The following is a 24,948-nucleotide window of genomic DNA, read 5'->3' on the forward strand; positions in this document are numbered from 1 at the left end:
CCCGCACTATTTAGACATCATGCTATAATCAGCGGAATCATTTGAGGCATGCTAACTATTTCCAACAAAAGTTATCAAACCGCCCTAATCCTAATAATAAAGTTGTAAAAGATGACTGATTTAAGACGCTTTTTTGGCCACCTCATAAAATGGCCAATGCGCTTATTGGTATCGAGTAAAGTGATACCTGAGCAAATACAAGAAAGTTTAGATATTGACTTAGCCAAACCCATTTTCTATGTATTAAGACATGACTCACTAGCCGATATTCTAACTCTGCAAAAGGTCTGTAAAGAGCAGTCATTACCCGATCCTCTTGATCCTGTCGTCATTCAAGGTAAGAGTTTTAGGCGTTATATTTGTCTAGATAAATTACCTTCTATTCTGAGTAACCAAACCGCTGCAACCCAAGCTGAACCTCAAGTTTTAGATTTATTAGCGTTACACAAATCACAAGCTGATTTAGATTGCCAACTCGTACCAGCATTTTTTGCTTGGGGTCGAGGGCCGGGCAAAGCGAGCAATGAAGGCGAAAAGATTTTCAACGATAAACGCAAACCTAACACCTTCAGAAAAACACTGATTGTTTTATTCTCAGGCCGCCACAACTTAGTTCAATTCAGCCAACCTGTGTCCATTCGCCAAGTGGCTGACAACTATGGTTTTGACAAATCAGTCGCCCATAAATTACTGCGCGTAGCCCGCTTCCACTTCCAAAGGCAACACTTAGCTATTGCAGGTCCAAGACTTTGGCAAAGAGAACAACTGATCAATTCATTGCTCGCTTCCGACGCATTGAAAAAAGCCATTGAGGATGAAGCAAAAACCAAAAATATCAATATTAGTGAAGCCCGTGAAACGGCTCGCCAATACCTTGATGAAATGGCTGCAGATTACAGAGAGGGCATGGTCAGAATTGGTGAAAAATTTCTGACTTGGATTTGGAATAAACTGTATCACGGTATTAATGTCAGTAATGCCGAGACAGTACGTAAATTAGCTCATGATGGTAATGAAATCGTTTACGTACCTTGTCATCGCTCGCACATGGATTACTTGTTACTGACGTATGTCATCTACCAACAAGGTTTAGTACCACCTCATATTGCAGCAGGCATTAACTTAAATTTCTGGCCTGTTGGTATCATGTTCAGACGCGGTGGCGCATTTTTCATGCGTCGCTCATTTCGAGGAAACAAGCTTTACTCAGCAGCATTCAGAGAATATCTCGCCCAGCTACTGAGCAAAGGTTATTCAATAAAGTACTACCCTGAATCGGGCCGCTCTAGAACAGGGCGTTTGCTTAAACCGAAAACGGGTATGGTCGCCATGACAGTGCAATCGGCTTTACGCGGTTTAGATCGCAATATTACTTTTGTCCCTGTGTACATTGGTTACGAGCATGTAATGGAAGTAAGTACTTACATGCAAGAGTTAAGTGGCCAGGCCAAAAAGAAAGAATCATTCTGGCAAGTGCTAGGTATTTTACGCAAGCTTCGCAACTTCGGTCAGGGCTTTGTTAACTTCGGACAACCTATTCACTTGACTCAAGTTTTAAACGAGCAAGTACCTGAATGGCGTGAAGACATTCACCCGACGATCCCGCAAAAGCCTACCTGGTTCCCTAATTTTGTTAACGATATCAGTCAGCAAATTATGTGTAATATCAATAGTGCTTCAGCCCTAAACAGTGTGACATTAACGTCAATGTCATTACTCGCCGCGCCTAATCATTCTTTATTTAGAGATGACTTAGAGTCGCAGTTAAGTCTCTGTGTTGACCTACTTAGAGAGGCCGCACCGTTTTCTAACCTGACTTTACCACCCACCGATAACAGCGCTAAGTTACTAGCCGAAGCGATTGCGATGGATAAGTTCCAAGTTGAAGAAAACCAAGGCCATAACGATATTATTTCGTTGTCTGATGATAATGCAGTCTTGTTGACCTACTATCGAAACAACATTATTCATCTTTATATCTTGCCTTCTTTAGTCGCTTCTTGTTTGTTAAACCAAAACAAAGTCACCAAGGCGGATTTAAATCAGCAAATAGCGCGCTTATTACCACTAATGTCGACAGAGTACTTCTTGCAAATTAGTGATGAACAATTACAAACCCACCTTACTCACGTGCTGAATAAATTAGCTCAGCACAAATTAGTAAAACTCGATGGTGATAATATTTACCCAGTCGCTCACGCTAAAGAGCCTTATTTACAACTACATTTATTGAGCTTATATGTGCAAGAAACACTGCAGCGTTATGCAATTGTACTGGCCACTGTCGAACAAGGTTTAGGTCGCATCGAGCTAGAGCGTCAAGCATTAACACATGCGAAGCAATTAGCTCAGATGCATTCAATCAAAGGACCTGAATTTGTTGATAAGAGCATTCTTAGTCAGTTTGTTATGCAGTTAAGAGAAGCAGGCATTTTAGTCACAGACAAAGATAGTAACCTAATGCCGGGAGAGGACTTCATCCCGCTTAGAGATACCATTTATGAATTAATAGATGGTGATGTGTTACATACGATTAAACACCCAATCTAAACAAAAATGCCGAGCTGATGCTCGGCATTTTTTTGGATAATCGTCTTTATCGAGTTAACTTTGCAGAAAATAATCTGCTGCAATACCCACAAACAAAACTAAACCGACATAGTTATTATTGAGAAAAGCTTGGAAGCACTTTGCTTTTTCTCTATCAGCAATGAGCATTTGCTGGCGAACAAATAAGATAGCAACCACTAAGCAAGCGAGATAGTAAAAGCCTTGCATTTGGCTTAACAAGCCAAGCACCATCATCAACGCAAACACTGAAAATTGCATTAAGCCAACACTCAGCTTATCGAATCGGCCAAATAAAATTGCAGTCGATTTAATCCCAATTTTTAAATCGTCATCTCTATCAACCATGGCATACATGGTGTCATAAGCGACAGTCCAAAGTAGGTTCATTAAATAGATTAACCACAGCCAAGTGGGTAGTTCGACTTGAATAGCCATAAATGCCATAGGAATTGCCCAACTAAATGCGGCTCCTAATACAAATTGAGGCAGGTAAGTAAAACGCTTCATAAAAGGATAAATACTTGCCAACAACAGAGCAACAACAGACAGGGCAATGGTTTGCCAATTTAAAAACAGCACACAAATGAAGGCAAAACCAACCAATAACGCAAATAAGCTTAGCGCTTCACCTTCACTAACTCGCTTTGCAGCCAAAGGCCTGTGTTGTGTTCTTTCAACATGGCCATCTAACTCTCTATCGGCAAAATCATTAATGACACAACCTGCTGAGCGCATCAAAAAAACGCCAAGGGTAAAAATAACAATCACTAGCAGGCTGGGAGTACCCTCTGCAGCCCACCACAAGGCCCAAAATGTTGGCCAAAGCAGTAATAAGGTACCAATTGGCTTATCCATTCGCATCAGCTGTTTATAAGCGAGGCGTTTGTCTGCATTAGCAAAGTCGAGTTTAGATAATTTAGTAAACATATTGATTGGGTAAAAAGATTTCACTTACGCTCAAAGGCAAGTTGGCTAGTTTAAAGATTGAACGCCGAGCCCAAATATTCTCTACCTGTTTTGTTACACTAGGATTGATTTCGCGAGGTAAAGACTGAACTGAAAAAGGGCAAATCTCAATGGGCTCACGCGTTAAATGTTCACTTTGAAAAATGGCTTCACCTAAAGAGCGGCTGCCCAAGCAACCGAGAAATTCATTGCCCTGCTCTAAAGTTTGCTGAGGAATTAACGTACTAGCAAAAACCCAAGGGGCATTGTCACAGCGAAGAATCACTTGCCTGACCAAATAACGCGAGTCAGGCATTGTCTCAAGTGCAGCAGGACAAATTTGATTAATACGCTGATTTTTCTCATGCCAGCTTTCATATACAACATCGACATTAAATGAATTGCAGTGCTCTTTTAATTTTGCCGTCAACGAGCTTGGGTCAAGCAACCAAGAAAGGGTATTGTTCGACGGTTCAATTTTGTCTTTGAGCTCTGATGCGCGCCATGCGCCCGCTAGCTGAATAGGATATTGCACAGATAAATGAAGCTAAAAATAACAGGAATGCGATGATAGCGGTTTTTACTAGCTATTGGCTAGTTTTGACAAATATCTAACGAAAAAACTGCTAATCAATTTATGCATTTCCATGATTTTTATTTTACAATCAAATTCAATCACACCTATTAATGCTGTTTTTAGAGTTACTTAATGAAGATATTCGGGAAAATTTTTGCCTTATTTTTTTTAGTTTTTGCCAGTCATCAAAGCTTAGCCAATGATTCATTCGGTTACTACGGGATGGAACCTGACATTATTACTAACTATATCACTACTCGTAAAAAGCCAGGATACGTCAGAATCACTGTCGAGTTAATGCTTAAAAATGCAGATAACATCGAGGTGGTTGAGCATCACGCACCTATGTTAAGAGATGCCATCATTAACATCGTCGGCAAAGAACCAGAAGAAAAAGTGAAATCACTTACTGGTCGTGAAGAGATACGTAAAAAGTGCGCTGAAAAAATAAAGCTGCTATTGAAAAAAGAAACCAAAGACGAAGTCATCCACGACTTACTCTTTACCAAATATTTATATCACTAAATAATAATAAGGCTGATTAATCATCAGCCTTTTTACTTTGTGTATGCCAAAATGCTAAACCTAGCCCTGCAATAAAACCAAAAAGATGTGCCCAATTAGCCATATTGATCCAAAGCACATCGGCAAAACCAATAGCCATCCATAACAGCAACATCCCAATCAATTGTCCAGGTAGTTTGAAAGCGTCAATATCAGTCTTACGTCCCACAACCCAGACATAAGCAAATAATCCGTAGATCACACCCGATAGACCAACAAAATTTGCGCCCACCAGATAAAACTGAGCCACATGGGCAAACAGAGCCGTTAATAAAGTAACATTTACTAACCGTCCCCAACCTTGATGCTTCTCTATTTTATCTCCAAGCCAAACCCACCAAAGCGCATTAAAGACAAAATGAGCCCAATCGCCATGTAACAAAATAGGTGTCCAAAGCCTGTACAGATCAAAGACACCTAAATCTGATAAATTAACAGGAAAGTGTAAAGCTCCAACCAAAAAACGAGCTGCGCCTAGGTTAACCGATAGCTGAACGAAAAAAATAAGGATCAAAAAACCAATGGTAAGGGGACCTGTGTTGAGTACCCAGTGGATAACCCCAGTTGCATCAAAGCCACCCGTTTTTACCGTTTGATTTCGCTGCCATGCTGCTGCAATGTACTTGTCCTGATTTGGGTTTTTACAAAAATCATCAGCTATAGCCATTGCCCTTTCCAAGTCCTGCCCCTCTGGGACTCTGACTTCGAACAACATATCGTCACCGGTTTGTTGAGCAAGACGCACAACTTGGGTTTCAACTTTTTGCGTATGCAAATAGTCGACGAGAGCCTGAGCAAGTCTTGGATTTTCAAATTGCGCTAATGGAGTCACGCGTCATTAGTCCTTAGCTGAAACGAATGGTAAATCTCTACGCCACAATTCAAAGCCACCATCCATACTGTAAACATCTTCATAACCTTGCTGGGCTAAATACTCAGCGGCGCCTTGGCTTGAACGGCCGTGATAACAAACAACGACAACAGGCTGGTCAAAATCAACTGCTTGCATAAATTGGCTCAAGGTTCCATTTGATAAGTGAAACGAACCTTCAATATGTGCTTGTTCAAAAGAATTATCATCGCGGATATCTGCAATAACACAGCCTTTTTGTGCAAGTTTTTCGGCTGTAGCCTGACAATCAATATGTTTAAATGAAGACATGTTTTTCCAATAATCTAATCAGCAAAGAAGTCATTCTAGCACGTTCAAAAAAACAATAAAAAAGGCCCACCTTCGCAGGCAGGCCTTGCTCACAAAGTGAGCGAGAGAAGGAATAAACTTTATCGATTAAAATGTATAACGAGCACCAAACATCACTACAAATGGGTCAATATCAACATCAACTTTTTGAATTGAATTGCCGTTTACTTTGACATTAGCTTCGGTATCAATATCAATAGCAGATACCATTAAGTGTAAGCCCCAATTCGCATCTATCTTGTAGTTAGCACCAGCTTGGAAGGCCAGTCCAACAGAATCATCTAACTCTAAACCTACGCTATCATTGGCACCTGCAACACCTAAAGCTTGTAAGGTAGATACGAGTTCAGCATCTGGCTCCTCATCAAAAAACACTGTGTAATTGATACCTAAACCAACAAAAGCACGTAACTTGTCATCTGCAGAACCAAAGTGATGTTGGCCAAATAATGTTGGAGGTAAGTGTTTGACTTCACCAATATTCAAACCATTAATAGCAGAGCCTTTAACTTGTACATCCTGACTAAATGGCGTTGCCGCAACCAATTCAATTGTCCAATTATCGTCAATGGCATAATCGATAGTTAAGCCCAGATGAGTGTTATCATCCACACTGACACCTGTTGAGCCAGCTGGTAAACCCGCTACATTTTCAATAACATCTAAATGACCACTGCTTTCATCAGGCGCGACAGTAATCGCACCAATATTTACACTAAAGTTAGCAAATGCAGCTTGGCTAACCAGCGCTAATGTGCAAACGGCAGCAAGTTTTGAAATGATTGTCATATGTATTCTCCAATATTATTGTCTGACAACCATATTAGAGAGAATTAGCCGGAAAAAGCTGTTCTAGATCAAGACTTAGCTGAGGGAAAATGTGTTTAACAGAAAAGTTTGATCTAGATTAACTTTTATTTACGGGAGAAGTAATTGATTAATGAGCAAAAAAAAAGAGGGGTTGAATACCCTCTTTTTATACTTGATGAACTCGTTCTAATTATTGCTTTTCTTGTGCTGAGACAGGATCGAGCTTAACGGTAAAAAGCACAGGTACTGCATAACTAATACTCGGTAAGCTGGCTAATTCTTTAAGCTTATCAACCCCGGCTTGTGCACCATACTTTTTCGTATCAATGATAAAAGGCTCTGTCGTGCTCACCAAAAAACCACCATCGCTGGTTTTAGTCGCGACAATTGAAAGCTCCAGCGGGCGTTGTTGACCGTGGAAATTGAATTCACCGGTAATTTTTGCACGTTTACTCTCACCTACTGATAAAGCTTCAAAACTGGCGATATCAAATTGAGCAATAAATTCAGCCTTAGCGAATTTTGTTGTTTCAAAAACAAATTCTTGAAGGCGTTCATTGCGAATTGGGATCATAGTATTTACAGACGTTAGATCAACTTCAACAGCAAGTTGCCCCTGCGAAGATAAAACGCCAGAGAAACGATCAAACAGATGCGTTTCAAAAATATGCTCTTTTTTAACAGACAAGAAGTTAATTTCAGATTGCTCAGCTTTTACTTGCCAAGCAGCATTAGAGGTAAAGCTAGCCACTAAGCCTAACGCTAGTAGTATCTTTTTCATCAAACACACCTTTTAAGTTCGATTTTAGAATGAACGAGTTGTTCTATGTGGCTTGATGATCTCTCGCCAAGGCCATTGCTCGTTGCCTAACACCATAAAATCTGGGTTAGAAAATGAAGTGCGCTGATTATAACTCAGTGCATTAAATTCGCTATCAAGAATTCTCCCGCCAGCTTCTTCAATAATGCAATGACTTGCCCCCGTATCCCACTCTCCTGTAGGCCCAGTTCGCAAATAACAATCGGCTTTACCTTCGGCAATGATACAACTTTTCAACGAGCAGCTCCCCAAAGGTACAAACTCGTATTCTTTAACCGAATCAAACAAGTGTTTAGTTGTCGTTTCTTTTTTCTGAACGCGGGACACCGCGATTTTTAATTTCGTATCTTGGTTCCTTTTTCTGACAAAAATTTGTTTACTACCGTCGGCCGTTTCTTTAAAAGCACCTTCACCTTCAACTGCGTAGTAAAGTACATCTTTAACAGGCCAATAGATTACCCCCATCACTGGCCAAGCTTTGTTGACAAGCGCAATGTTGACAGCAAAATCGCCACTGCGAGAGACAAATTCTTGAGTGCCATCCATAGGGTCGAGCAACCAAAAGCTATCCCAATGTTGGCGTAAATTAAGATTAACGGCAGGCGTTTCTTCCGAGATGATAGGAATGTGCGGATTAAGTGCTTTAAGTCCTGCGATTAAGACTTCATTAGCCGCATAATCAGCTGTAGTGACAGGCGATTCATCATCTTTTTGATAAAGCTCGAAATCGCCTTGTTCGTAAATGTCCAAAATAGCACGACCAGCTCGACGAGCGATCGCTTTTACTTCATCCAATAATTCAATCGGTTGGGGTATCAAGATTCAAATGCCTCCGAGCCAAAAATAAAGCAGCTATGCTGCGGGCTTCGTTAAAATCAGGCTGTGCTAATAATTGATCAACTTGACTAATTGGCCACGGGACAATTTCGAGTGGTTCAGGTTCATCACCTTCAAGTCTTTCTTCGTACAAACCTTTAGCTAATAGTATATGCATCCTAGCGCTAAAATAACTCGGCGCCATTGTAACACTTTGTAAGGAAATCAATTCATTGGCACCATAGCCAATTTCTTCTTTCAGTTCTCTGTTTGCAGCTTGCTCTGGTTGCTCGTCTGGATCAATTAACCCTTTGGGGAACCCGAGTTCATAGGTATGTGTACCACCTGCATATTCTCTGACTAGCAACATGGTTTCATCATCTAGCATAGGAATAACCATAACCGCACTGCGACCGGAACTTTTCATTCGCTCGTACGTTCTTTGATTACCATTACTAAATTCAAGTTCGACCGATTCCACTTCGAATAATCGACTTTTCGCAACCGAGTTTGTCGATAATATTTTAGGTAATTCAGTCTTTTTTGTGCTTTGTGTCATTTTTTCACTCAACTTAGCGCTTTCAATTGCTACACTAAAAGTTAATGTAAAAACATAACGTAATCACCCACATGCTGCAATGGAAAGATATTGATACTGTGCTTTTAGATATGGATGGCACATTATTAGACCTTCACTTTGATAATCATTTCTGGTTGGAATTTGTTCCACAGCGATTTGCTGAATTACAAGGCATCAGTAAAGAAGCTGCATTAGAAGCGCTCAAACCCAAATTTGCTGAGCAGGCAGGTCACCTTAATTGGTACTGCTTAGATTATTGGCAAAAAGAACTAGACCTCGACTTGGTTGAAATGAAAAAAGAAATTTGTCATTTAATCGATATGCGAGAAGATGTCCCCGCTTTTCTAACTGCGTTAAAAAAAGCAGGAAAGCGCATTATATTAGTGACCAATGCTCACCCTGATAGCTTAACGCTGAAAATAGAACACACTGAGCTTGATAAATATATTGATGAATTGGTTTCAACCCACACCTTTGGTGTCAGTAAAGAATCCAAGCTATTGTGGCAACAATTAGAAGAGGAATTGAAATTTGATTGCCATCGAAGCTTATTTATTGATGACAGTATTCCCATTTTAACAACGGCGAGAGAATTTGGTATCCGTCACCTTGTCGCGGTGGCAAATCCTGATAGTAAACAGGAAACACGAGAGATCACTCAGTTTGACTCAATTACCAGTTATAACGCCTACACCAACGAGCTTAATCAGCTTTACCTATAAACAAAAAAAGCCAACATTAAATGTTGGCTTTTTAAATTTATAGCTTGAGTAAAAGACGCTGATTTAACCGCCTTTTTGACGCTTCATAGCGTCGAAGAATTCGTCATTTGTCTTAGTCATTGATAACTTATCAATTAAGAATTCCATCGCATCAATTTCGGTCATATCGTGGACAATCTTTCGTAAGATCCACATTTTTTGTAATTCTTCAGAGCTTGTTAATAGCTCTTCGCGACGCGTACCTGAGCGCTTGATATCAATCGCTGGGAAAACGCGTTTTTCAGCAATTTTGCGATTTAAGTGGATTTCAGAGTTACCCGTACCTTTGAATTCTTCATAGATAACTTCATCCATTTTAGAACCCGTATCGATAAGTGCGGTAGCAATAATAGTTAAACTACCACCCTCTTCAACGTTACGTGCCGCACCGAAGAAACGCTTAGGTTTATGTAATGCGTTTGCATCCACACCACCGGTTAGTACTTTACCTGATGAAGGGATAACAGTGTTGTAAGCACGAGCAAGACGGGTAATTGAATCAAGTAAGATAACGACATCTTTTTTGTGCTCAACTAAACGTTTTGCTTTTTCGATAACCATTTCGGCAACTTGCACGTGACGCGATGCTGGCTCATCAAACGTTGATGCCACAACTTCACCGCGAACAAGACGTTGCATTTCAGTTACTTCTTCTGGACGTTCGTCGATAAGCAATACCATCAACTCACATTCAGGGTTCTTAGCTGCAATTGATTGCGCTAAGTTCTGTAAAAGCATCGTTTTACCAGCTTTTGGTGGTGCAACTAATAAAGCACGTTGACCTTTACCGATAGGAGACGCTAAGTCTAATACACGTGCTGTAATATCTTCTGTTGAACCATTACCACGCTCCATTACCATGCGCTCTGTTGCATGTAATGGCGTTAAGTTTTCAAATAAAATCTTGTTGCGCGAGTTCTCAGGTTTGTCGAAGTTTACTTGGTTAATCTTCAACAGGGCAAAATAACGCTCACCATCTTTTGGTGGGCGAATCTTACCGGCAATTGTATCACCCGTTCTAAGGTTAAAACGGCGAATCTGAGATGGAGATACATAAATATCATCAGGACCCGCCAAATATGAAGAGTCAGCTGAACGCAAGAAACCAAAGCCATCTTGTAAAATTTCTAAAGCACCGTCACCAAAGATGTCTTCACCACCTTTAGCGTGTGTCTTTAAAATTGAGAAAATAATGTCTTGCTTACGTAGGCGGGCGGTATTTTCTAAGCCCATTGATTCAGCTAGTTTTACTAGCTCATTAATTGGTTTTTTCTTTAATTCAGTTAAGTTCATTTTGGTGGGTTCTTTAAATTGAATTTTTTGACTCGAAGAACGGTTCTCGTCTTTTGCAATCTTTGCTGTTTGACAATTAAGAAATCGATTAGGTATGTCTGTTGGAAAGACCAGCTAAAGGTAGCAATAAAATTTGGATAGATCCAGAAAAAAGCCCAATTAAAATTGGGCTTTTAGGATTTTGATTAAATATGGCTGTTGATGAACTCAACTAATTGGCCTTTAGAAACTGCACCAACTTTGTTATCTACTACAGCGCCGTTTTTAAACATTAATAATGTAGGGATACCACGGATGTTGAACTTAGCAGCCACTTCATTTGAATCATCAACGTTTAATTTACCGATTTTAACTTTACCCGCTAATTCAGTTGCAACTTCGTCGATAACAGGAGCAATCATTTTACAAGGACCACACCATTCAGCCCAAAAATCAACCAAAACAGGTAAGTCAGAGTTAATAACTTCAGCATCGAAATTATCGTTTGTTAATTCAATAGTAGCGTCACTCATCGCTATCTCCAAAATGTCGATCTGCAACAGCGCAGATACAAAAGTTATAATTAAGGCGTTTTTTAAACGATTGTGTTTTTTATTGCAAGTTTAAACTGCTATGCTAGCAGCACTATGACTACTAAAAAACACTTAAGCGATGTCAAATTTGACTCGCTGGCGCTTGCGCCAGAAATAAAAAAAGCGCTTGCAGATGCAAATTATTCATACTGCACCCCTATTCAAGCCAAAAGTTTGCCAATAGCACTTAAAGGTGGCGATGTAGCAGGTCAAGCTCAAACCGGCACGGGTAAAACCATGGCGTTTTTACTTGCGACCTTTCATCACTTACTCTCTAATCCACTAGCTACACCTAAGCTTGGCAACCGTCCTAGAGCCGTTATTCTTGCTCCAACTAGAGAGCTCGCAGTGCAGATCCACAAGGATGCAGCATTGCTTGCCAAGCACACTGGATTATCGCTTGCTTTGATATATGGGGGCGAAGGTTACGAAGATCAACGCCAACAATTAGAAAAAGGTGTAGATATTTTAATTGGCACCACAGGTCGTATAATCGATTATTATAAGCAAGGCGAATTAAATCTATCTGCTGTTCAGGTTATGGTGCTCGATGAAGCCGATCGCATGTTCGATTTAGGCTTTATCAAAGACATACGCTACCTCTTTAGAAAGATGCCTCCTGCAGAAGACAGACTCAACTTAGTCTTCTCAGCAACACTGTCTCTAAAAGTACAAGAATTAGCCTACGAGCAAATGACCGATCCGACTCATGTTCACATCGAACCAGAGAAAATGTTGTCAGGTCGTATTACTGAAGAGCTATTCCACCCTTCTGATGAAGATAAAATCTTACTGCTATTAACGCTTATTGAAGACGAATGGCCAGATAAAGCCATTGTATTTTCAAACACAAAAATTGGCTGTGAAAACGTCTACCGTTGGTTAAAGTCAGATGGTCATAGGGCAGGTTTATTAACGGGCGATGTTAATCAGAAAAAACGCTTAGCAATTTTAGAAAGCTTTACTAAAGGTGATTTGGACATCTTAGTAGCAACCGATGTAGCAGCTCGAGGTTTACACATCCCTAAAGTAAGTCACGTTTTCAACTACGACTTACCGGATGACTGTGAAGACTATGTTCACCGCATTGGTCGAACAGGACGTGCTGGTGAATCAGGCCATGCAATTAGTTTTGCATGTGAAAAGTACATTTATAACCTACCGGCAATTGAAGCTTATGTAGGGCATGAATTACCAACCTGCCGTTACAACCCTGATGAATTATTGGATGATGTAAAAGCACCTAGACCTCAAGCGCGTTCAAAACACAGACACCATAATCGTCAATACCACAGCAGAAAACCTAGTCACTAATAAAAGGCAGTTTATGACAGTGATCCAAACCGCACCTATTTATGCAGCTATAGACCTTGGCTCTAATAGCTTCCACATGCTGATTGTTAGAGAAGTGAATGACAGTATTCAAACAATAGGAAAAATTAAACGCAAAGTGCGTTTAGCAGCAGGTTTGGATGATGAAATGAAATTATCGGATGAAGCAATGGCAAGAGGCTGGGATTGCTTGTCATTATTCGCCGAACGCCTACAAGATATTCCAACAAACCAAGTCCGCGTTGTCGGTACAGCAACGCTGAGATTGGCTAAAAATGTCGACGCGTTTTTAACCAAAGCAGAGCAAGTGCTCGGCCAACCTATCAATATCATTTCTGGGAACGAAGAAGCTGAACAAATTTACATTGGTGTAGCACATACCTCTGGCACAGCAACCAAAAAACTCATTATCGATATTGGTGGAGCAAGTACCGAATTAGTCGCAGGTGAAAAGTTTTCACCTAAAGTGGTTAATAGTTTTGATATTGGCTGTGTCACCTATTTGAAAAAATTCTTTGCAGATGGTCATATCGATCAAACTAAATTCGATGCAGCAATTGGCTCAGCTCAAGCCGTGATTCAAGAGAAAGTTGCTCTTTACACAGCACATGGATGGGATGCATGTTTAGGTGCATCAGGTACACCACAGGCAGTACAAGAGTGCTTAATCGCCCAAGGACATGATGAAATCATCAATCTAGCACGACTAGAAATGCTAATGGAGCAAGCCATTTCATGTGGCACGATTGAACAACTAGACTTAATTGGTTTAGCCGAAGAGAGAAAGCCAGTATTTGTCAGCGGTTTGGCTATTTTAATTGCTATGTTCCGAAGCTTGAACATAGGTTACCTCGTTCTTGCTGGTGGCGCATTAAGAGAGGGGCTCATCTATGGCATGATCGCGCATTTACAACAACAAGACGTTCGCGCCAGAACCACACATAGTTTTATTCAAAGGTACCAGCTTGATGCAACTCATGCTGAGAATGTCAAAGCAACAGCATTAAAGCTGTTTAGCCAACTCAATAATCAAAACCCTCATTGGAATCTAGCCCAACACGAAGGACAAGCGGTATTAGAAGCAGCGGCACTGCTTCATGAAGTCGGTTTTTCAGTCGATTTCAAATACGCGAATAAACACGGCGCTTATATACTCAATAACACAGCGATTCCGGGTTTTAGTTTATCTCAACGCAAGTTATTGATCGCACTGGTGGCAAACTTTAGAGATGATATCGATCCTAAAGTAGTGGAATCACAAACCATGACAAGCCCTGTGCTGGCTGCGCAGTTAACCTTTATCCTCAGACTCGCCATTCTTCTAAATATGAGAAGAAAAGACGAAGTAAGACCCGATGTAAAAATAACCGTTGATAGTGCCGAGCAGTTAAAACTCTCTTTTATGCCAGAGTGGTTAAAACAGCACCCACTAATGGCTGAAGAACTCAAACAAGAAAGCCAGCACCTCAAGCAACTTGGCCTTACATTAGTTTTTAGCTAAATCTATCTTTTTCTCTCAATCCTAGAAAGAAGCTAACAAATTCAAGATTTTGCCTATACTTAAATGTAGTTTGGGTAAAGTGCATGGAGGGAACCTTGTTAGCGATAACACCGGACAGAGCTAAAATGGAATTTGGTGTTTGGCAGCTCCACATTCCCAACTTCAGTCAGTTTCTGACAAGCCCCATCAAAACCAGTAAAGGCTTAGCGCTTTTTAGTGAAAGCGCGCCCCAAACTTTAGCTCAAGAGTATGAGCTCGTTTGCCCACAAGATCAGCAAGACTACCTTCAAGCTCATCAAGCACTTATTGAAGGGCAAACCCTCAACATTTGTTTTCAATTACAAACGCCATCTGGTGATTTCATCAAAGTCTGTAAGCAAGGCGCTATGATTGATGAGGACCTTGCTTGTGGCTGCATGTTTTTAATCGCTGATCACCCTCCAATTAATTTACCTTGTGAGCAAAAACAAAAGTTAGATGCACTAACACATGTTGCAAGACCCATAGCCCATGATTTTAATAACATCCTAAACAGCATTTCAGGTCATATCGAAATACTACAACTACAAGTACAGCAATCAGAAAATCTGAAAAAGCGCTGTGATACCATTTTAAAAAACGTACAGCGCGGCCTAGATTTCAACTACAGCCTAGCGAGCTGCGGCCGGGCTGCATTAGCAAAAAAAGTGGAAACTGACTTGAATGAGTTTCTGCCTATTCAAGTATTTCATTTAAAGCAAGAGCTCAATAACGGCCAAGACCTATCCCTAGTGATAAAAGATGCACTGCCCCATTTAGAGGTCGACCCTGAGCACCTTATCGATGCTTTAAAAGTACTTATTAGCAATGCAAGTCATGCATTGGAACCCAACGGCAATATTGAATTGCAGGTAGACACAAGCTCACCTAAAACGCCTTTGGCCAATAAACCTTTTATTCACTTTGCAGTTAAAGATAGTGGTCACGGTATTAAACAAGCCATCAAAGATAGAATATTTGCGCCATTTGCCAGTGATAAAGTGAAATCACTTGGGGCAGGTTTAGGTTTAAGTTTCGTTCACAATTTTATTAAAGCGCATAACGGGTATATCGAGGTCGATAGTAGTAGTACCGGTACGCAAGTCAGCCTATTTATTCCCACCCGAGCAGAATGCTTAACCATTAGCTCAAGTGTAGTGGCTGCAGAAAAAGACAAGGATATAAATTGATGCAACACATTCTACTCATCGATGATGATGATTTATTTGCTGAATTCGTCTCTGATGCCGCAGAAATTGCTGGTTCGAGCGTTACTACAATATCTAATGGTGAACAAATTGAGCAGCAAAACTGTGATGATTATGACTGCATAATTGTTGATTTAAGTATTCCTGGATACGATGGTGTTCAACTGCTGCGTTGGCTTAAAGATCATCGCTGTAATGCTAAGATCATCATTGCCTCTGGGTGTGAGCCAGCCATTTTAAATTCAGCCAAGCAACTGGCTGAAACCTATAAACTAAATTTAATTGCAGCGTTGAATAAACCGTTCTCGCTCGATACTTTCTTAAAAGCGCTAGAATTTGATCCCACATCAAACCAAGAGCAAATAAAAGAAGAGCAAGACATCAATGAACAACAGTTATTGTCCGCTTTAAAGGAAGCAGTCGATAACAATGCGTTAACGGTTTATTTCCAGCCTAAATTTAACCTAAAAAACATGCACTTAGTTGGGTTTGAAAGCTTAGCAAGGTGGTTTCACAACGGCGTTGCTATACCGCCCAGTATCTTTATCCCAATCGCAGAAGAAAATGGGCTAATCGATAAGATCACCTATCAAGTGATCGATTTGGTTTTACCACAACTCAATAAATGGTCCAAAGGTGAAACCAGTTTAAAAGTTGCAATCAATATTTCAGCTCGCTCACTTAATCAACTCGATATACCTGACTATTTAGCGAATAAAACATCACAGCATGGCCTTTTGCCGCAACAAATTATCATTGAGCTGACTGAAAGTGCCCTCGCAGATGATCAAAGTAGTTCATTAGAAATTCTTACAAGGCTAAGAATGAAAGGCTTTAATTTATCCATTGATGATTTTGGAACAGGTTACTCTTCTGTTCAGCAGTTAAAGAATATTCCTTTTAATGAGCTAAAGATTGATCGCTCATTTATCACAAACTTTTCTGACAATATTCAATCGCGTACCATCATCAACTCTACCATTGAAATGGCTCATAAACTGGGAATCAAAGTCGTAGCTGAAGGTATTGAAACCCAAGAAGCTATTGATGAATTAACCAAATTAGGCTGTGATATTGGCCAAGGTTTTTACTACGGTAAACCCATGACAGCGGATGATGCTGAAAAGTGGATGAAAGCCAACCCAAACTACATAAATATCAACAGTGGAAAAGACGTGGGGTTTACTGTCTGTGCAGTGGATGATGACCTAGATTTTATTACGTTGCTGGGCGAGACCTTAGCAGAAGAGTTCAATTTTACTTCGTTTACTTCGGCTCAACACTTTTTAAATGAGGTTGAAACAGTAAATCCAGATATTGTACTACTGGATATTAATTTACCTGGTGTAGATGGCTTTCAAGTTTGTGAAAAATTAAAATCTCTTTATAAGCCGCCTTCTGTTATTTTTATATCTGGTTCAGATACTAAGGAGCAAAGATTAAAAGCTTATTCTGCAGGAGGGGATGACTTTATTGGTAAACCGCTGCAGTTAGGCGAATTGCTTTCAAAATTGAGAAGGTTATACAGTTATCACCTCGATCAGGAAGAGCTGAAAGAGCAAGGTGATGAAGCGCAAAATATGGCATTCCAGTCAATGACGGAAGCGTCACAATACGGCTCTATATTACGCTTTTTTAAAGAATCTTTTGCTTGTCAGAATGACCAAGAATTGGCTAATTTATTTTTTGGTTTTATGGATGAGTTACAACTTAAAACCTGTATCCAGTTTAGATCAAGTTTTGGTACGCGGTCTTTTGCACCAAACAATACCAGTTGTAGCCCAATGGAAGAGAACCTATTCGAAATGTTATTACCGGCAGGCCGTTTATATCACTTCAAATCAAGGACCATGGTTAATGATGAACATGTTTCCTTTTTGATAAAGAATATGCCTACAACAGATGAGGTACTTTACGGTCGCTACAACGACATTATTGCTGCGCTAATAGAAGGTTTAGAAGCCAAGTGGGCAGATTTGATAAGACAGCGTTCAACCAATGAACTCATGTATGGCCTAGACGATATTTTAGCAAGCTTGCGAACCAAATTTGATGAATATGAAAAAGAGACTCATGAAGTAATCGACTTGTTAATTTTAGATGTTCGCTCTTCTATACATGTTTTAGATTTAGCAGAGGAGCAAGAAAACTACCTAATTGGTTTAATTGAAACAGGTGTTGAACGAGTAATGGAGCTAGGTGATAACGGTCGGGATATTGAGCTGTATTTTGATGAGATCTTAGCCAAGTTCAAACAAGTCTATCAGTAGCAGAAATAATCTTTTAAAAGAGCTTTAATGCATTCTGATTTTTCTGCATACTATCAAAGGTGGTTTTTTACTCAAATTACACATTTCTGTAATAATAATAATTATAAAGTAGGTTGTAGACGCCATGTTTTTTAGAACCTTTGCGTTTCTGTTACTTGCTAGCTTTATGCTAATAAGTACAGTTTGCGCTCAGGAAAACAACTCTATTCTCAAACGCGGTCAAGATTTCCATATCATTTATGATGAGGATAATAAGTACCAAGTTAATGATGCGATCTCAGCAATCGATAGCTACCCTTTTATGTCTTCGGACTACATCGAGCTCAACTTTGCTACAGGGACGGTTTGGCTTGCCACATCGATCAAAGACCTGACACCGTCTAACCAACCACTTATTTTCGAGTTACAAAATTCCTCCAGCTTTGCCGCTGAGTTTTTTTTAATACAAGCCGGCAAGGTGATCCAGCACTTAGATATCAAAAATAGCAAACCAGAATTTAGACACCACAGTCCAAGCTTCGCTTTTAAAAGCAGCCAAGAAGATATTACTCTGCTAGTAAAACTCTCTGGTGTTAACAGCGGCACTCGCCCACTTATATGGACACAAGCAGCTTTTATCGATGAACAAATTTGGCAACTGCCACTCAAAGGAGCTTTCATTGGTATTTTGCTCGCTTTGGCTTTGTACAATATCATCAACTTCTTTGGCATCAGGCACAAAGCTTATATTTGGTATTCAAGCTACATACTGCTCACAATTTTGTGGCGTAGCTTATTTAGCGGTTTCGGCCCTATCTATATCGGTGAACAGCTCTATAGCTTATTACTACCCTTCACTTATTCATTTGTACTGGCCGCTATAGGTTTTGCAGGTTTATTTTGCGCCGACTTTATAAACTTAAGACAGTATTCCAAACCCTTACTGAAGATCATTAACTTGCTGACTAGCGTCAGCTTTATCTTGACGATTTTTGCTTTAGCATTGCCGCCATCTATTGCCATGATCGCCATTAGTGCACTAACCGTTATTGCAGGCCCTACTTTCTTGATTGCCGCGCTAACCTGTTGGCGAAAAGGTGAGATCACCGCTAGGTTTTATATCTTTAGCTGGCTACCACTTGTCGTCGCCGTTGCATATATTCAACTCACTATTTGGCAAGTAATACCAACAACAGAATGGCGAACACACTGGCTTGATTTAGCACTGTTACTCGAAGCATTGCTGATGTCTGTGGCGCTGGCAGATAAGTTGCGACAAAACGAAAAAGAGAAAGTATTTCTTGCCACACACGATCCGTTAACGCGCTTACCAAACCGCAATTTAGTTTATAAAGAGCTCAGCAATTACAAAGCTTTTTTAAACTTCACTTTGTTGCAAATCGACTTGTGCAGAATTGATGAAATCCGCAACACCATAGGTTTGAAAGCGGCAAATCGCATACTCTGCCTATTGTCTGAACGATTGTGTATTTGGAGTCAGAAACAAAAAAATGCACTGACTTTTGAAGTAGATGGTAGTTATGGGCAAAAGCTTGCTCAGCTTGAGCGTGGTACCTTAGTTATAGCCTTTAGAGGTTATAATGCTGAATTAGGTGAACTTTGTGATGAGATTCGCGAACTCATTCAAAAGCCGATCAATTACCACTCTCTCAGTTTAAGCTGTGATTGCCACATCGGCGCAGTGTTTTCGAACTTACACGGCAATACAACCGAGCAATTAATTCAAAACTTAAATATCTCAGCTAATTTAGCCACTCAGAAACAACTCACCTTTGTTCTTTATTCTGATGAGAAGAACCTTTATACCGAGCGAAGGCTCGCCATGATGGCGGCTTTAAAACGCGCGTTATCAACACCTAATGAGCTCGCACTATATTTACAACCTCAGGTTGATTTACAAACCAATAAAATTATTGGCGCTGAAGCACTGATACGTTGGCAACATATTGAACACGGCAGTATTTCACCTAAAGAGTTTATTCCCCTTGCTGAAGAGTCTGGTTTGATTAACGAATTAACCTCTTGGGTATTAAAAGAAGCCCTACAAATTAATCAAGTCATAGACAGAGCTTGTCCAGGACATCAAATATCGGTCAATATCTCAGTTCAGGATTTAGAGCTGAGCAATTTTATTCAGCGTCTGAAATCTGCTTTTGAATCAACTCAGTTAAAACCGCAGCAGCTATTGTTGGAAGTAACCGAGTCAGCGATGATCTCGGACCCAGGTCAGGCGCACTTAGTACTCGAAATGGTCAGTGAAATGGGCATATTGACCAGTATTGATGATTTCGGTACTGGTTACTCATCGCTATCCTATTTGAGCTTATTACCCGTTAATGAGCTTAAAATCGACAAGTCATTCGTCGTTGGTATTGCAAGTAAAGAACAAAACTACACGATCACAGAAAATATCATTAACCTGAGTAACAACCTTAGTTTACAAGCCGTTGCAGAAGGCATTGAAGACAAAGCAACATTTGAAACACTCAAAGACTTAGGTTGTGATATTGGCCAAGGTTTCTACTTCAGTCGCCCACTTGCCCTAAACGATTACTTAATTTGGCTCAATCAGTGGAATCAAAAGCACAGCCTTAATCACCCTATCAATATCAACACAGGTTAAGCTTCTCGCATTGCTAAGAATTCTTTGATAACTTAAAGACATAAGTCAACAAAGGGCAAAACATGAATATCCACGGCTCGCTGCTTTCTCCCATCAAATTTAAAGAACCTGAAGAAAGAAAGTACAAAAGACACATTGAAAATCGAGCCCGCCCTATTGTTGCATTTGTTTATTGGCTAGGTGGGTTATTACCCCTAATATTTTTACTCAGTGACTACTTTAATCACCCCGAACAGTTCGACCATTTAGTGCAAGTACGCAGCATTTACTTGGTTTTTTGGGGCTTGATGACCTTTCTGACGATTTCGCGCTGGCGTTTTTTTAGCTTACGGCAATCTTTACTTATTTATGTCAGCGTAGGCATTTTTTACATTATTTTCCTCAATGTCATTATGCTAGAACGGCATATGCAAGTTGTCCCTTCCGCTTTATTTTTCTTATTTGGCATTGTGATCTGTCAGCTTGGTTCTAAATTATCTCTACTTGCGGGTGTCGCCTGTAGCGCTATACCTATAGTGACACTTGCCTATTTTGATCGCTTTGGCGATGTCGAGCGTACGGTCATTTTGATGTTAATCATCTGGTCAGTTGCTACCTGGCTTTCCAGTATCATCTTAGAAAAAGTCAACAGAAGGCTTTTTTTATATGAACAAGACATCAATTTAGCGAATAAAGAAAAGCAGCAATTACTCGAACGTGAATTTGAATCGAACCGATTCAAACGTGAGTTTTTAGCCAATATGAGCCATGAAATTCGCACGCCACTAACCGCAATAATGGGTTATGCCGATAGTTATTTTCAGGACAATCAAAGTCGAGAAACAAAAGAAGGCATAGTAAAAACCATCTATCACAATGGTGAACACTTACTTACACTAGTTAATGACATACTTGATTTATCTAAAATTGAAGCTGGGAAATTTGAAATAGACTCAAAACAATGCGAGTTGTTTGAATTACTCAAAGACGTCGAGACAATGCAAACAGTCATTGCTGGAGGCAAAGGACTGAACCTCCAGCTGCATTATCACTTTCCACTGCCGACACATATTCAAACCGATCCTACTCGCTTAAAGCAGGTTTTAATCAACCTGTGTACCAATGCCATCAAATTCACCGATAAAGGCAGTGTTGATGTCGATATTTGTTATCAAGCCGAGTATGACGAATTAGAGTTCACCGTTAGAGATACCGGAATAGGTATGTCTGAAGAAATGCAGCAAGCCTTGTTTAAACCTTATTCTCAGGCAAGCACAACGTTTAAACGCAATTCAGGCGGTACAGGGCTAGGATTATTTATCAGTAAGCAACTAGTTGAAAAAATGGGCGGTAACTTTGATGTCCACAGTAAAGTAGATGAAGGCTCGAGCTTTCACTTCCAAATCAAAGCCCAGGCAGATGAAACAAACTTGGTTATGTGTATGCCTGAAATTGCCGTAAACCCAAAAAATCAGCAAAAACGAGCGATTCAATTACAAGGTAAAGTTTTACTTGCCGAAGACCATACGGATAACCGTCAATTGATCTTAATGCACTTACAACAACTTGGATTGGAAGTCGACCAGGTATGTAATGGTGCTGAAGCAGTAGAACATGCCATCGTTAATGAATACGATTTAATACTGATGGATATTCAAATGCCCGTGATGTCAGGTGAGCAAGCAACCAGCATCATACGTCAAACTGATTCAGATACGCCTATTATTGCCCTCACTGCAAATGCGATGACGAACGAGGTCAATCATTACCTGACGAATGGATTTAACGCCCATATTAGTAAGCCGCTCAATATGGCAGAGTTCCACAAAGTTATTGGTAGTTTTTGCACTGAAAACAATGACCAAGCAGATATTGAAAAAACAGAAACGACTACACAAGTGCCGCAATTTAGTCTCAATAGCCAAGCCTACCAAAGACTAGTTAAAGAATATGTTGAAACCTTGCCATGTGAAGTTGAAATGCTCAAACACGCCAAATCAACCCATAACTGGGAGAAGCTACAAAAAGTTGCCCACAACTTAAAAGGGGCTGCTGGTAACTTTGGCTTTGCTGATATTTCCAAGCACGCTGAACGTTTAGAAACAATTTTAAAGACGGGAGATTTGGCAGAGCTCGATTCGATCTTTGATGATCTTCACTTCGAGCTCAACCAAGTGCTATATCAGCACGATTAATTGACTTTGAGCGTTTGCCAGTGAGCGACGCGCTCATTCATAAAACCTGACTCACGATACGCTTGCGCATAAGCACCAGAGTCGAGTAACTCTTGTAAGCCTTTGGATAACGCTTTAAATATAGCATGGCCATCAGGATGATTCTTGGTCACGATCCAATGGCGGGTATCATCTAAAGCGATTTTAAAGTTAGGAATAGGTATAAGCTTTTTACCTTCAACAATCAGTGACATATCTGGCGTTGATTGAAATGGCGCTAAAGTGAAATCGCCTTTTAACTCAGATACATGTTTAACCATTCTAGGCCATGGTCTGACGCTCTTTACCTCAGCAAAGTCTAAGCGCTTCAGCGTTCGCCAATCGACAAACCACTGGCGATTAGCAATAGCGGTCAGTGATTTAACATCTCGTTCAGTTTTACTCGAAAGGGCTTTGGTATTAGCCGGGGAGGTATAAAGACCAACAATAAAGTCACCGATGTTAATTAAGCTTTGCGATATAAAAACTTCATCAGATGTACGATAGGCGTCGTTACCCCAAGCAGGCGTTCCTCTGACAGTGGCAAAACCTGTCGCGACTAACTGAATAGAGTGATTGTAACCTTGAGTAAGTACCCACTCGACTTGTGCAGGATAACCGCCTAAATGTAGTGCTTGCTGTAAGATAATCAGTTCTACAACATCTCGACGAGAATGTTCACCAGAAAAATCGGTGATCGTTAACGGATCTCGACCTTTTAAAAACGCATCATAATCGCGCTTAACATCCAGATCGACAGTCGCTTTAACTTTGGGTAGCGTTTGTGCTAAAGCAAGCGAAGGGATAAAGAAAACAAGTAGTAAAATCTTAGCCAAAAAAGACATAGGCACTCACTGCATAGAATTAAACATCATGCCTAACCACATAGTAGGCACAGATAACCCTTGAATATTGTTATTAATTCCATTGATCTAATGGGTAATTAGACCATTTAGTGCTTTTTATTATTAGTCATATGATTGTAACAAAACTATATGTAAATAGCTTGCTAACAATTGTAACGCGTGATTGTTGAGTTGCTTTAAACGCATTACTTCTTAACGAGTGAGCTCGCTTTGCGTAATAACCTGCCAAGGATGTGTTAAATCGATACGCCATCGCTTTTTGTGGTAATAGGTTTTTCCACGAACCACAAATAGCTCACCTTGACGCTCTTTAGATAATTGATATTTTTCAAACAAGGCTAGATCTTTAAAGCGGATCCCCAAATACAAGTACTTATCAAGAACAACCCAAGTTACATTGTCATCATCACTCCAAACACGGGTAATTTTACCTTGATATTCTTTATATTGCCCTCGGTAATACCTTGCCTCTTCGCTACTTAGAACATTACTACGAGTGGGAAACCAAATATTTTGTTTTGCCTGCCTAGCTTTAATTTCTGCTTTTTTGTAGCAAGGCCAAAATTGATCGTTAGCGCCGATCACCCAATGCTTGGCTAGTCCTGCACTGAGCATGGCCGCCTGTAAATTTTGACCTTGGTCATTATACAAGTGGGCTAACATGCGGTTGTAGGGATCAATAAAATCTTGATCAAAACTGAGATGCACTTTTTTCTTACCAATGAGCTGTGCCAAGTATTCTTTGGCTTTAAGTGCATCGGCCTCACTTTTGGTCGCATCATCAAAGTCCATTTCTGGCGCATCGATACCAATTAATCGCACCAAGCTGCCATCCCTCAAGCGCACTGTATCGCCATCAATAACTTTGGTAATAGTTTCGGTTTGATCAAAGCTCGCTGCTGAACATTTAGCATTTGCTAAAGCATAACAAGGGAGCATTAACAGTAAAAAAAAGGATAACAGTGACTTAAACATCTTAATCAGTATTCTGGGTCATTGGGTAAGCAATGAAATATGGCTTTACTCGTTGATAAACTATGATGATAGTTGAAAACTAAGCCAAGGATGAAGCGTTTTTATTGGGAATAATAGAGAAAGAAAACAGGCAGGTACAAAAAAAGGCGCTAGATAGCGCCTTTTTAGAATCGTCTAAGCAAATATTACTTTTTGCTAGATAAAGCGCCAAAACGCTTTTTGAAACGATCAACACGACCACCAGTATCAACGATACGTTGCTTACCTGTGTAGAATGGGTGACACTCAGAACATACGTCTAAGAAAATGTCTTTGCCAACAGTTGAACGAGTTTTGATTTCGTTACCACAAGAACACTTTGCAGTGATCTCTGCGTATTCTGGGTGAATACCTTGTTTCATTTTGGATTACCTTCTTAATTGAGGCCACATCGCCAAATGGTCAACAAAAAAT

22 protein-coding genes are annotated in these 24,948 nt (G+C 40.1%); 9 read left to right on the forward strand and 13 right to left on the reverse strand.

All coding sequences use genetic code 11. From position 1 onward, the window contains the following. The first annotated feature begins 111 nt into the window (after positions 1–111). Positions 112–2,550, forward strand: a complete 2,439-nt coding sequence (gene plsB / locus HR060_RS06575; protein ID WP_174199496.1) for a glycerol-3-phosphate 1-O-acyltransferase PlsB — start codon at positions 112–114, stop codon at positions 2,548–2,550. A 54-nt stretch (positions 2,551–2,604) separates the two neighbouring features. On the opposite strand, the gene ubiA is transcribed toward plsB, so the two are convergent. Together ubiA and HR060_RS06585 are read right to left on the reverse strand one after the other, a co-directional pair. Continuing rightward, a complete protein-coding gene (ubiA, locus tag HR060_RS06580) occupies positions 2,605–3,498 on the reverse strand; it encodes a 4-hydroxybenzoate octaprenyltransferase (RefSeq protein ID WP_174199591.1) in 894 nt (297 codons plus the stop codon). After that, entirely contained in the window at positions 3,488–4,051 is a 564-nt protein-coding gene (locus tag HR060_RS06585; protein WP_174199497.1) for a chorismate lyase, read from the reverse strand. The genes ubiA and HR060_RS06585 overlap by 11 nt, the downstream gene beginning before the upstream one ends. 174 nt (positions 4,052–4,225) lie before the next feature. On the opposite strand from HR060_RS06585, the gene HR060_RS06590 reads away from it, so the two are divergent. Beyond that, entirely contained in the window at positions 4,226–4,618 is a 393-nt protein-coding gene (locus tag HR060_RS06590; protein WP_174199498.1) for a flagellar basal body-associated protein FliL, read from the forward strand. 16 nt (positions 4,619–4,634) lie between these two features. Here the strand turns inward: HR060_RS06590 and HR060_RS19740 are convergent, their stop codons facing one another. The 6 genes from HR060_RS19740 to nudE form a co-directional block, all read right to left on the reverse strand. Beyond that, positions 4,635–5,489 carry a rhomboid family intramembrane serine protease gene (locus tag HR060_RS19740; RefSeq protein ID WP_174199499.1) on the reverse strand — a complete coding sequence of 285 codons (855 nt, stop codon included), beginning with the start codon at positions 5,487–5,489 and terminating at the stop codon, positions 4,635–4,637. A 6-nt stretch (positions 5,490–5,495) separates the two neighbouring features. After that, positions 5,496–5,819: a thiosulfate sulfurtransferase GlpE gene (glpE, locus tag HR060_RS06600; RefSeq protein ID WP_174199500.1), complete on the reverse strand. Its 324-nt coding sequence runs from the start codon at positions 5,817–5,819 to the stop codon at positions 5,496–5,498. Between the two features lie 126 nt (positions 5,820–5,945). Further along, the gene (locus tag HR060_RS06605) at positions 5,946–6,647 is read right to left on the reverse strand and encodes an OmpW/AlkL family protein (RefSeq protein WP_174199501.1); all 702 of its coding nucleotides are present in this window, start codon (positions 6,645–6,647) and stop codon (positions 5,946–5,948) included. Between the two features lie 211 nt (positions 6,648–6,858). Beyond that, positions 6,859–7,449, reverse strand: coding sequence for a YceI family protein (locus HR060_RS06610; protein ID WP_174199502.1), 591 nt, complete (start codon positions 7,447–7,449; stop codon positions 6,859–6,861). 24 nt (positions 7,450–7,473) lie between these two features. Next, a complete protein-coding gene (cysQ, locus tag HR060_RS06615; RefSeq protein WP_174199503.1) occupies positions 7,474–8,307 on the reverse strand; it encodes a 3'(2'),5'-bisphosphate nucleotidase CysQ in 834 nt (277 codons plus the stop codon). Next, positions 8,288–8,863, reverse strand: coding sequence for an ADP compounds hydrolase NudE (nudE, locus tag HR060_RS06620; protein ID WP_174199504.1), 576 nt, complete (start codon positions 8,861–8,863; stop codon positions 8,288–8,290). The genes cysQ and nudE overlap by 20 nt, the downstream gene beginning before the upstream one ends. A 71-nt stretch (positions 8,864–8,934) precedes the next feature. Between nudE and yrfG the strand changes: the two genes are divergently transcribed. Further along, entirely contained in the window at positions 8,935–9,606 is a 672-nt protein-coding gene (gene yrfG / locus HR060_RS06625; protein WP_174199505.1) for a GMP/IMP nucleotidase, read from the forward strand. A 63-nt stretch (positions 9,607–9,669) separates the two neighbouring features. On the opposite strand, the gene rho is transcribed toward yrfG, so the two are convergent. Both rho and trxA read right to left on the reverse strand, forming a co-directional pair. Continuing rightward, positions 9,670–10,938 (reverse strand): transcription termination factor Rho, encoded by a 1,269-nt coding sequence (gene rho, locus HR060_RS06630; RefSeq protein ID WP_174199506.1) that lies wholly within the window; start codon positions 10,936–10,938, stop codon positions 9,670–9,672. Between the two features lie 185 nt (positions 10,939–11,123). Further along, a complete protein-coding gene (gene trxA, locus HR060_RS06635; protein ID WP_174199507.1) occupies positions 11,124–11,450 on the reverse strand; it encodes a thioredoxin TrxA in 327 nt (108 codons plus the stop codon). A 114-nt stretch (positions 11,451–11,564) separates the two neighbouring features. On the opposite strand from trxA, the gene rhlB reads away from it, so the two are divergent. The 6 genes from rhlB (at position 11,565) to HR060_RS06665 (ending at position 22,636) form a co-directional block, all read left to right on the forward strand. Continuing rightward, entirely contained in the window at positions 11,565–12,824 is a 1,260-nt protein-coding gene (rhlB, locus tag HR060_RS06640) for an ATP-dependent RNA helicase RhlB (protein ID WP_174199508.1), read from the forward strand. Positions 12,825–12,837: 13 nt separating this feature from the next. After that, on the forward strand, positions 12,838–14,343 hold the full coding sequence (gene gppA / locus HR060_RS06645; protein WP_174199509.1) for a guanosine-5'-triphosphate,3'-diphosphate diphosphatase: 1,506 nt from the start codon (positions 12,838–12,840) through the stop codon (positions 14,341–14,343). An 83-nt stretch (positions 14,344–14,426) separates the two neighbouring features. Then, positions 14,427–15,551 (forward strand): ATP-binding protein, encoded by a 1,125-nt coding sequence (locus HR060_RS06650; RefSeq protein ID WP_174199510.1) that lies wholly within the window; start codon positions 14,427–14,429, stop codon positions 15,549–15,551. Further along, positions 15,551–17,839, forward strand: a complete 2,289-nt coding sequence (locus tag HR060_RS06655; protein WP_174199511.1) for an EAL domain-containing protein — start codon at positions 15,551–15,553, stop codon at positions 17,837–17,839. The genes HR060_RS06650 and HR060_RS06655 overlap by 1 nt, the downstream gene beginning before the upstream one ends. A gap of 124 nt (positions 17,840–17,963) precedes the next feature. Further along, a complete protein-coding gene (locus HR060_RS06660; RefSeq protein ID WP_174199512.1) occupies positions 17,964–20,462 on the forward strand; it encodes an EAL domain-containing protein in 2,499 nt (832 codons plus the stop codon). Between the two features lie 62 nt (positions 20,463–20,524). Next, entirely contained in the window at positions 20,525–22,636 is a 2,112-nt protein-coding gene (locus HR060_RS06665) for an ATP-binding protein (RefSeq protein WP_174199513.1), read from the forward strand. On the opposite strand, the gene HR060_RS06670 is transcribed toward HR060_RS06665, so the two are convergent. The 3 genes from HR060_RS06670 to rpmE all read right to left on the reverse strand — a co-directional run bounded on the left by HR060_RS06670 (position 22,633) and on the right by rpmE (position 24,896). Continuing rightward, positions 22,633–23,499 carry a hypothetical protein gene (locus HR060_RS06670; protein ID WP_174199514.1) on the reverse strand — a complete coding sequence of 289 codons (867 nt, stop codon included), beginning with the start codon at positions 23,497–23,499 and terminating at the stop codon, positions 22,633–22,635. The two genes, HR060_RS06665 and HR060_RS06670, sit on opposite strands and share 4 nt — an antisense overlap. Positions 23,500–23,712: 213 nt before the next feature. Beyond that, positions 23,713–24,495, reverse strand: a complete 783-nt coding sequence (locus HR060_RS06675; RefSeq protein ID WP_174199515.1) for a thermonuclease family protein — start codon at positions 24,493–24,495, stop codon at positions 23,713–23,715. A gap of 185 nt (positions 24,496–24,680) precedes the next feature. After that, entirely contained in the window at positions 24,681–24,896 is a 216-nt protein-coding gene (rpmE, locus tag HR060_RS06680; protein ID WP_174199516.1) for a 50S ribosomal protein L31, read from the reverse strand. Positions 24,897–24,948 lie beyond the last annotated feature (52 nt).

The organism is Marinifaba aquimaris (genome assembly GCF_013328345.1).
GTDB lineage: Bacteria > Pseudomonadota > Gammaproteobacteria > Enterobacterales > Alteromonadaceae > Marinifaba > Marinifaba aquimaris.

What these genes read in the sequence shown, in the direction of transcription:
- HR060_RS06655 (WP_174199511.1), top strand. Translation starts at nt 15,551, where the DNA reads ATGCAACACATTCTACTCATCGATGATGATGATTTATTTGCTGAATTC.
- HR060_RS06610 (WP_174199502.1), bottom strand. Translation starts at nt 7,449, where the DNA reads ATGAAAAAGATACTACTAGCGTTAGGCTTAGTGGCTAGCTTTACCTCT.
- yrfG (WP_174199505.1), top strand. Translation starts at nt 8,935, where the DNA reads ATGCTGCAATGGAAAGATATTGATACTGTGCTTTTAGATATGGATGGC.
- plsB (WP_174199496.1), top strand. Translation starts at nt 112, where the DNA reads ATGACTGATTTAAGACGCTTTTTTGGCCACCTCATAAAATGGCCAATG.
- HR060_RS06675 (WP_174199515.1), bottom strand. Translation starts at nt 24,495, where the DNA reads ATGTTTAAGTCACTGTTATCCTTTTTTTTACTGTTAATGCTCCCTTGT.
- HR060_RS06605 (WP_174199501.1), bottom strand. Translation starts at nt 6,647, where the DNA reads ATGACAATCATTTCAAAACTTGCTGCCGTTTGCACATTAGCGCTGGTT.
- HR060_RS06665 (WP_174199513.1), top strand. Translation starts at nt 20,525, where the DNA reads ATGAATATCCACGGCTCGCTGCTTTCTCCCATCAAATTTAAAGAACCT.
- ubiA (WP_174199591.1), bottom strand. Translation starts at nt 3,498, where the DNA reads ATGTTTACTAAATTATCTAAACTCGACTTTGCTAATGCAGACAAACGC.
- gppA (WP_174199509.1), top strand. Translation starts at nt 12,838, where the DNA reads ATGACAGTGATCCAAACCGCACCTATTTATGCAGCTATAGACCTTGGC.
- rhlB (WP_174199508.1), top strand. Translation starts at nt 11,565, where the DNA reads ATGACTACTAAAAAACACTTAAGCGATGTCAAATTTGACTCGCTGGCG.
- HR060_RS06590 (WP_174199498.1), top strand. Translation starts at nt 4,226, where the DNA reads ATGAAGATATTCGGGAAAATTTTTGCCTTATTTTTTTTAGTTTTTGCC.
- trxA (WP_174199507.1), bottom strand. Translation starts at nt 11,450, where the DNA reads ATGAGTGACGCTACTATTGAATTAACAAACGATAATTTCGATGCTGAA.
- HR060_RS06650 (WP_174199510.1), top strand. Translation starts at nt 14,427, where the DNA reads ATGGAGGGAACCTTGTTAGCGATAACACCGGACAGAGCTAAAATGGAA.
- rpmE (WP_174199516.1), bottom strand. Translation starts at nt 24,896, where the DNA reads ATGAAACAAGGTATTCACCCAGAATACGCAGAGATCACTGCAAAGTGT.
- HR060_RS06660 (WP_174199512.1), top strand. Translation starts at nt 17,964, where the DNA reads ATGTTTTTTAGAACCTTTGCGTTTCTGTTACTTGCTAGCTTTATGCTA.
- rho (WP_174199506.1), bottom strand. Translation starts at nt 10,938, where the DNA reads ATGAACTTAACTGAATTAAAGAAAAAACCAATTAATGAGCTAGTAAAA.
- HR060_RS06670 (WP_174199514.1), bottom strand. Translation starts at nt 23,499, where the DNA reads ATGTCTTTTTTGGCTAAGATTTTACTACTTGTTTTCTTTATCCCTTCG.
- glpE (WP_174199500.1), bottom strand. Translation starts at nt 5,819, where the DNA reads ATGTCTTCATTTAAACATATTGATTGTCAGGCTACAGCCGAAAAACTT.
- nudE (WP_174199504.1), bottom strand. Translation starts at nt 8,863, where the DNA reads ATGACACAAAGCACAAAAAAGACTGAATTACCTAAAATATTATCGACA.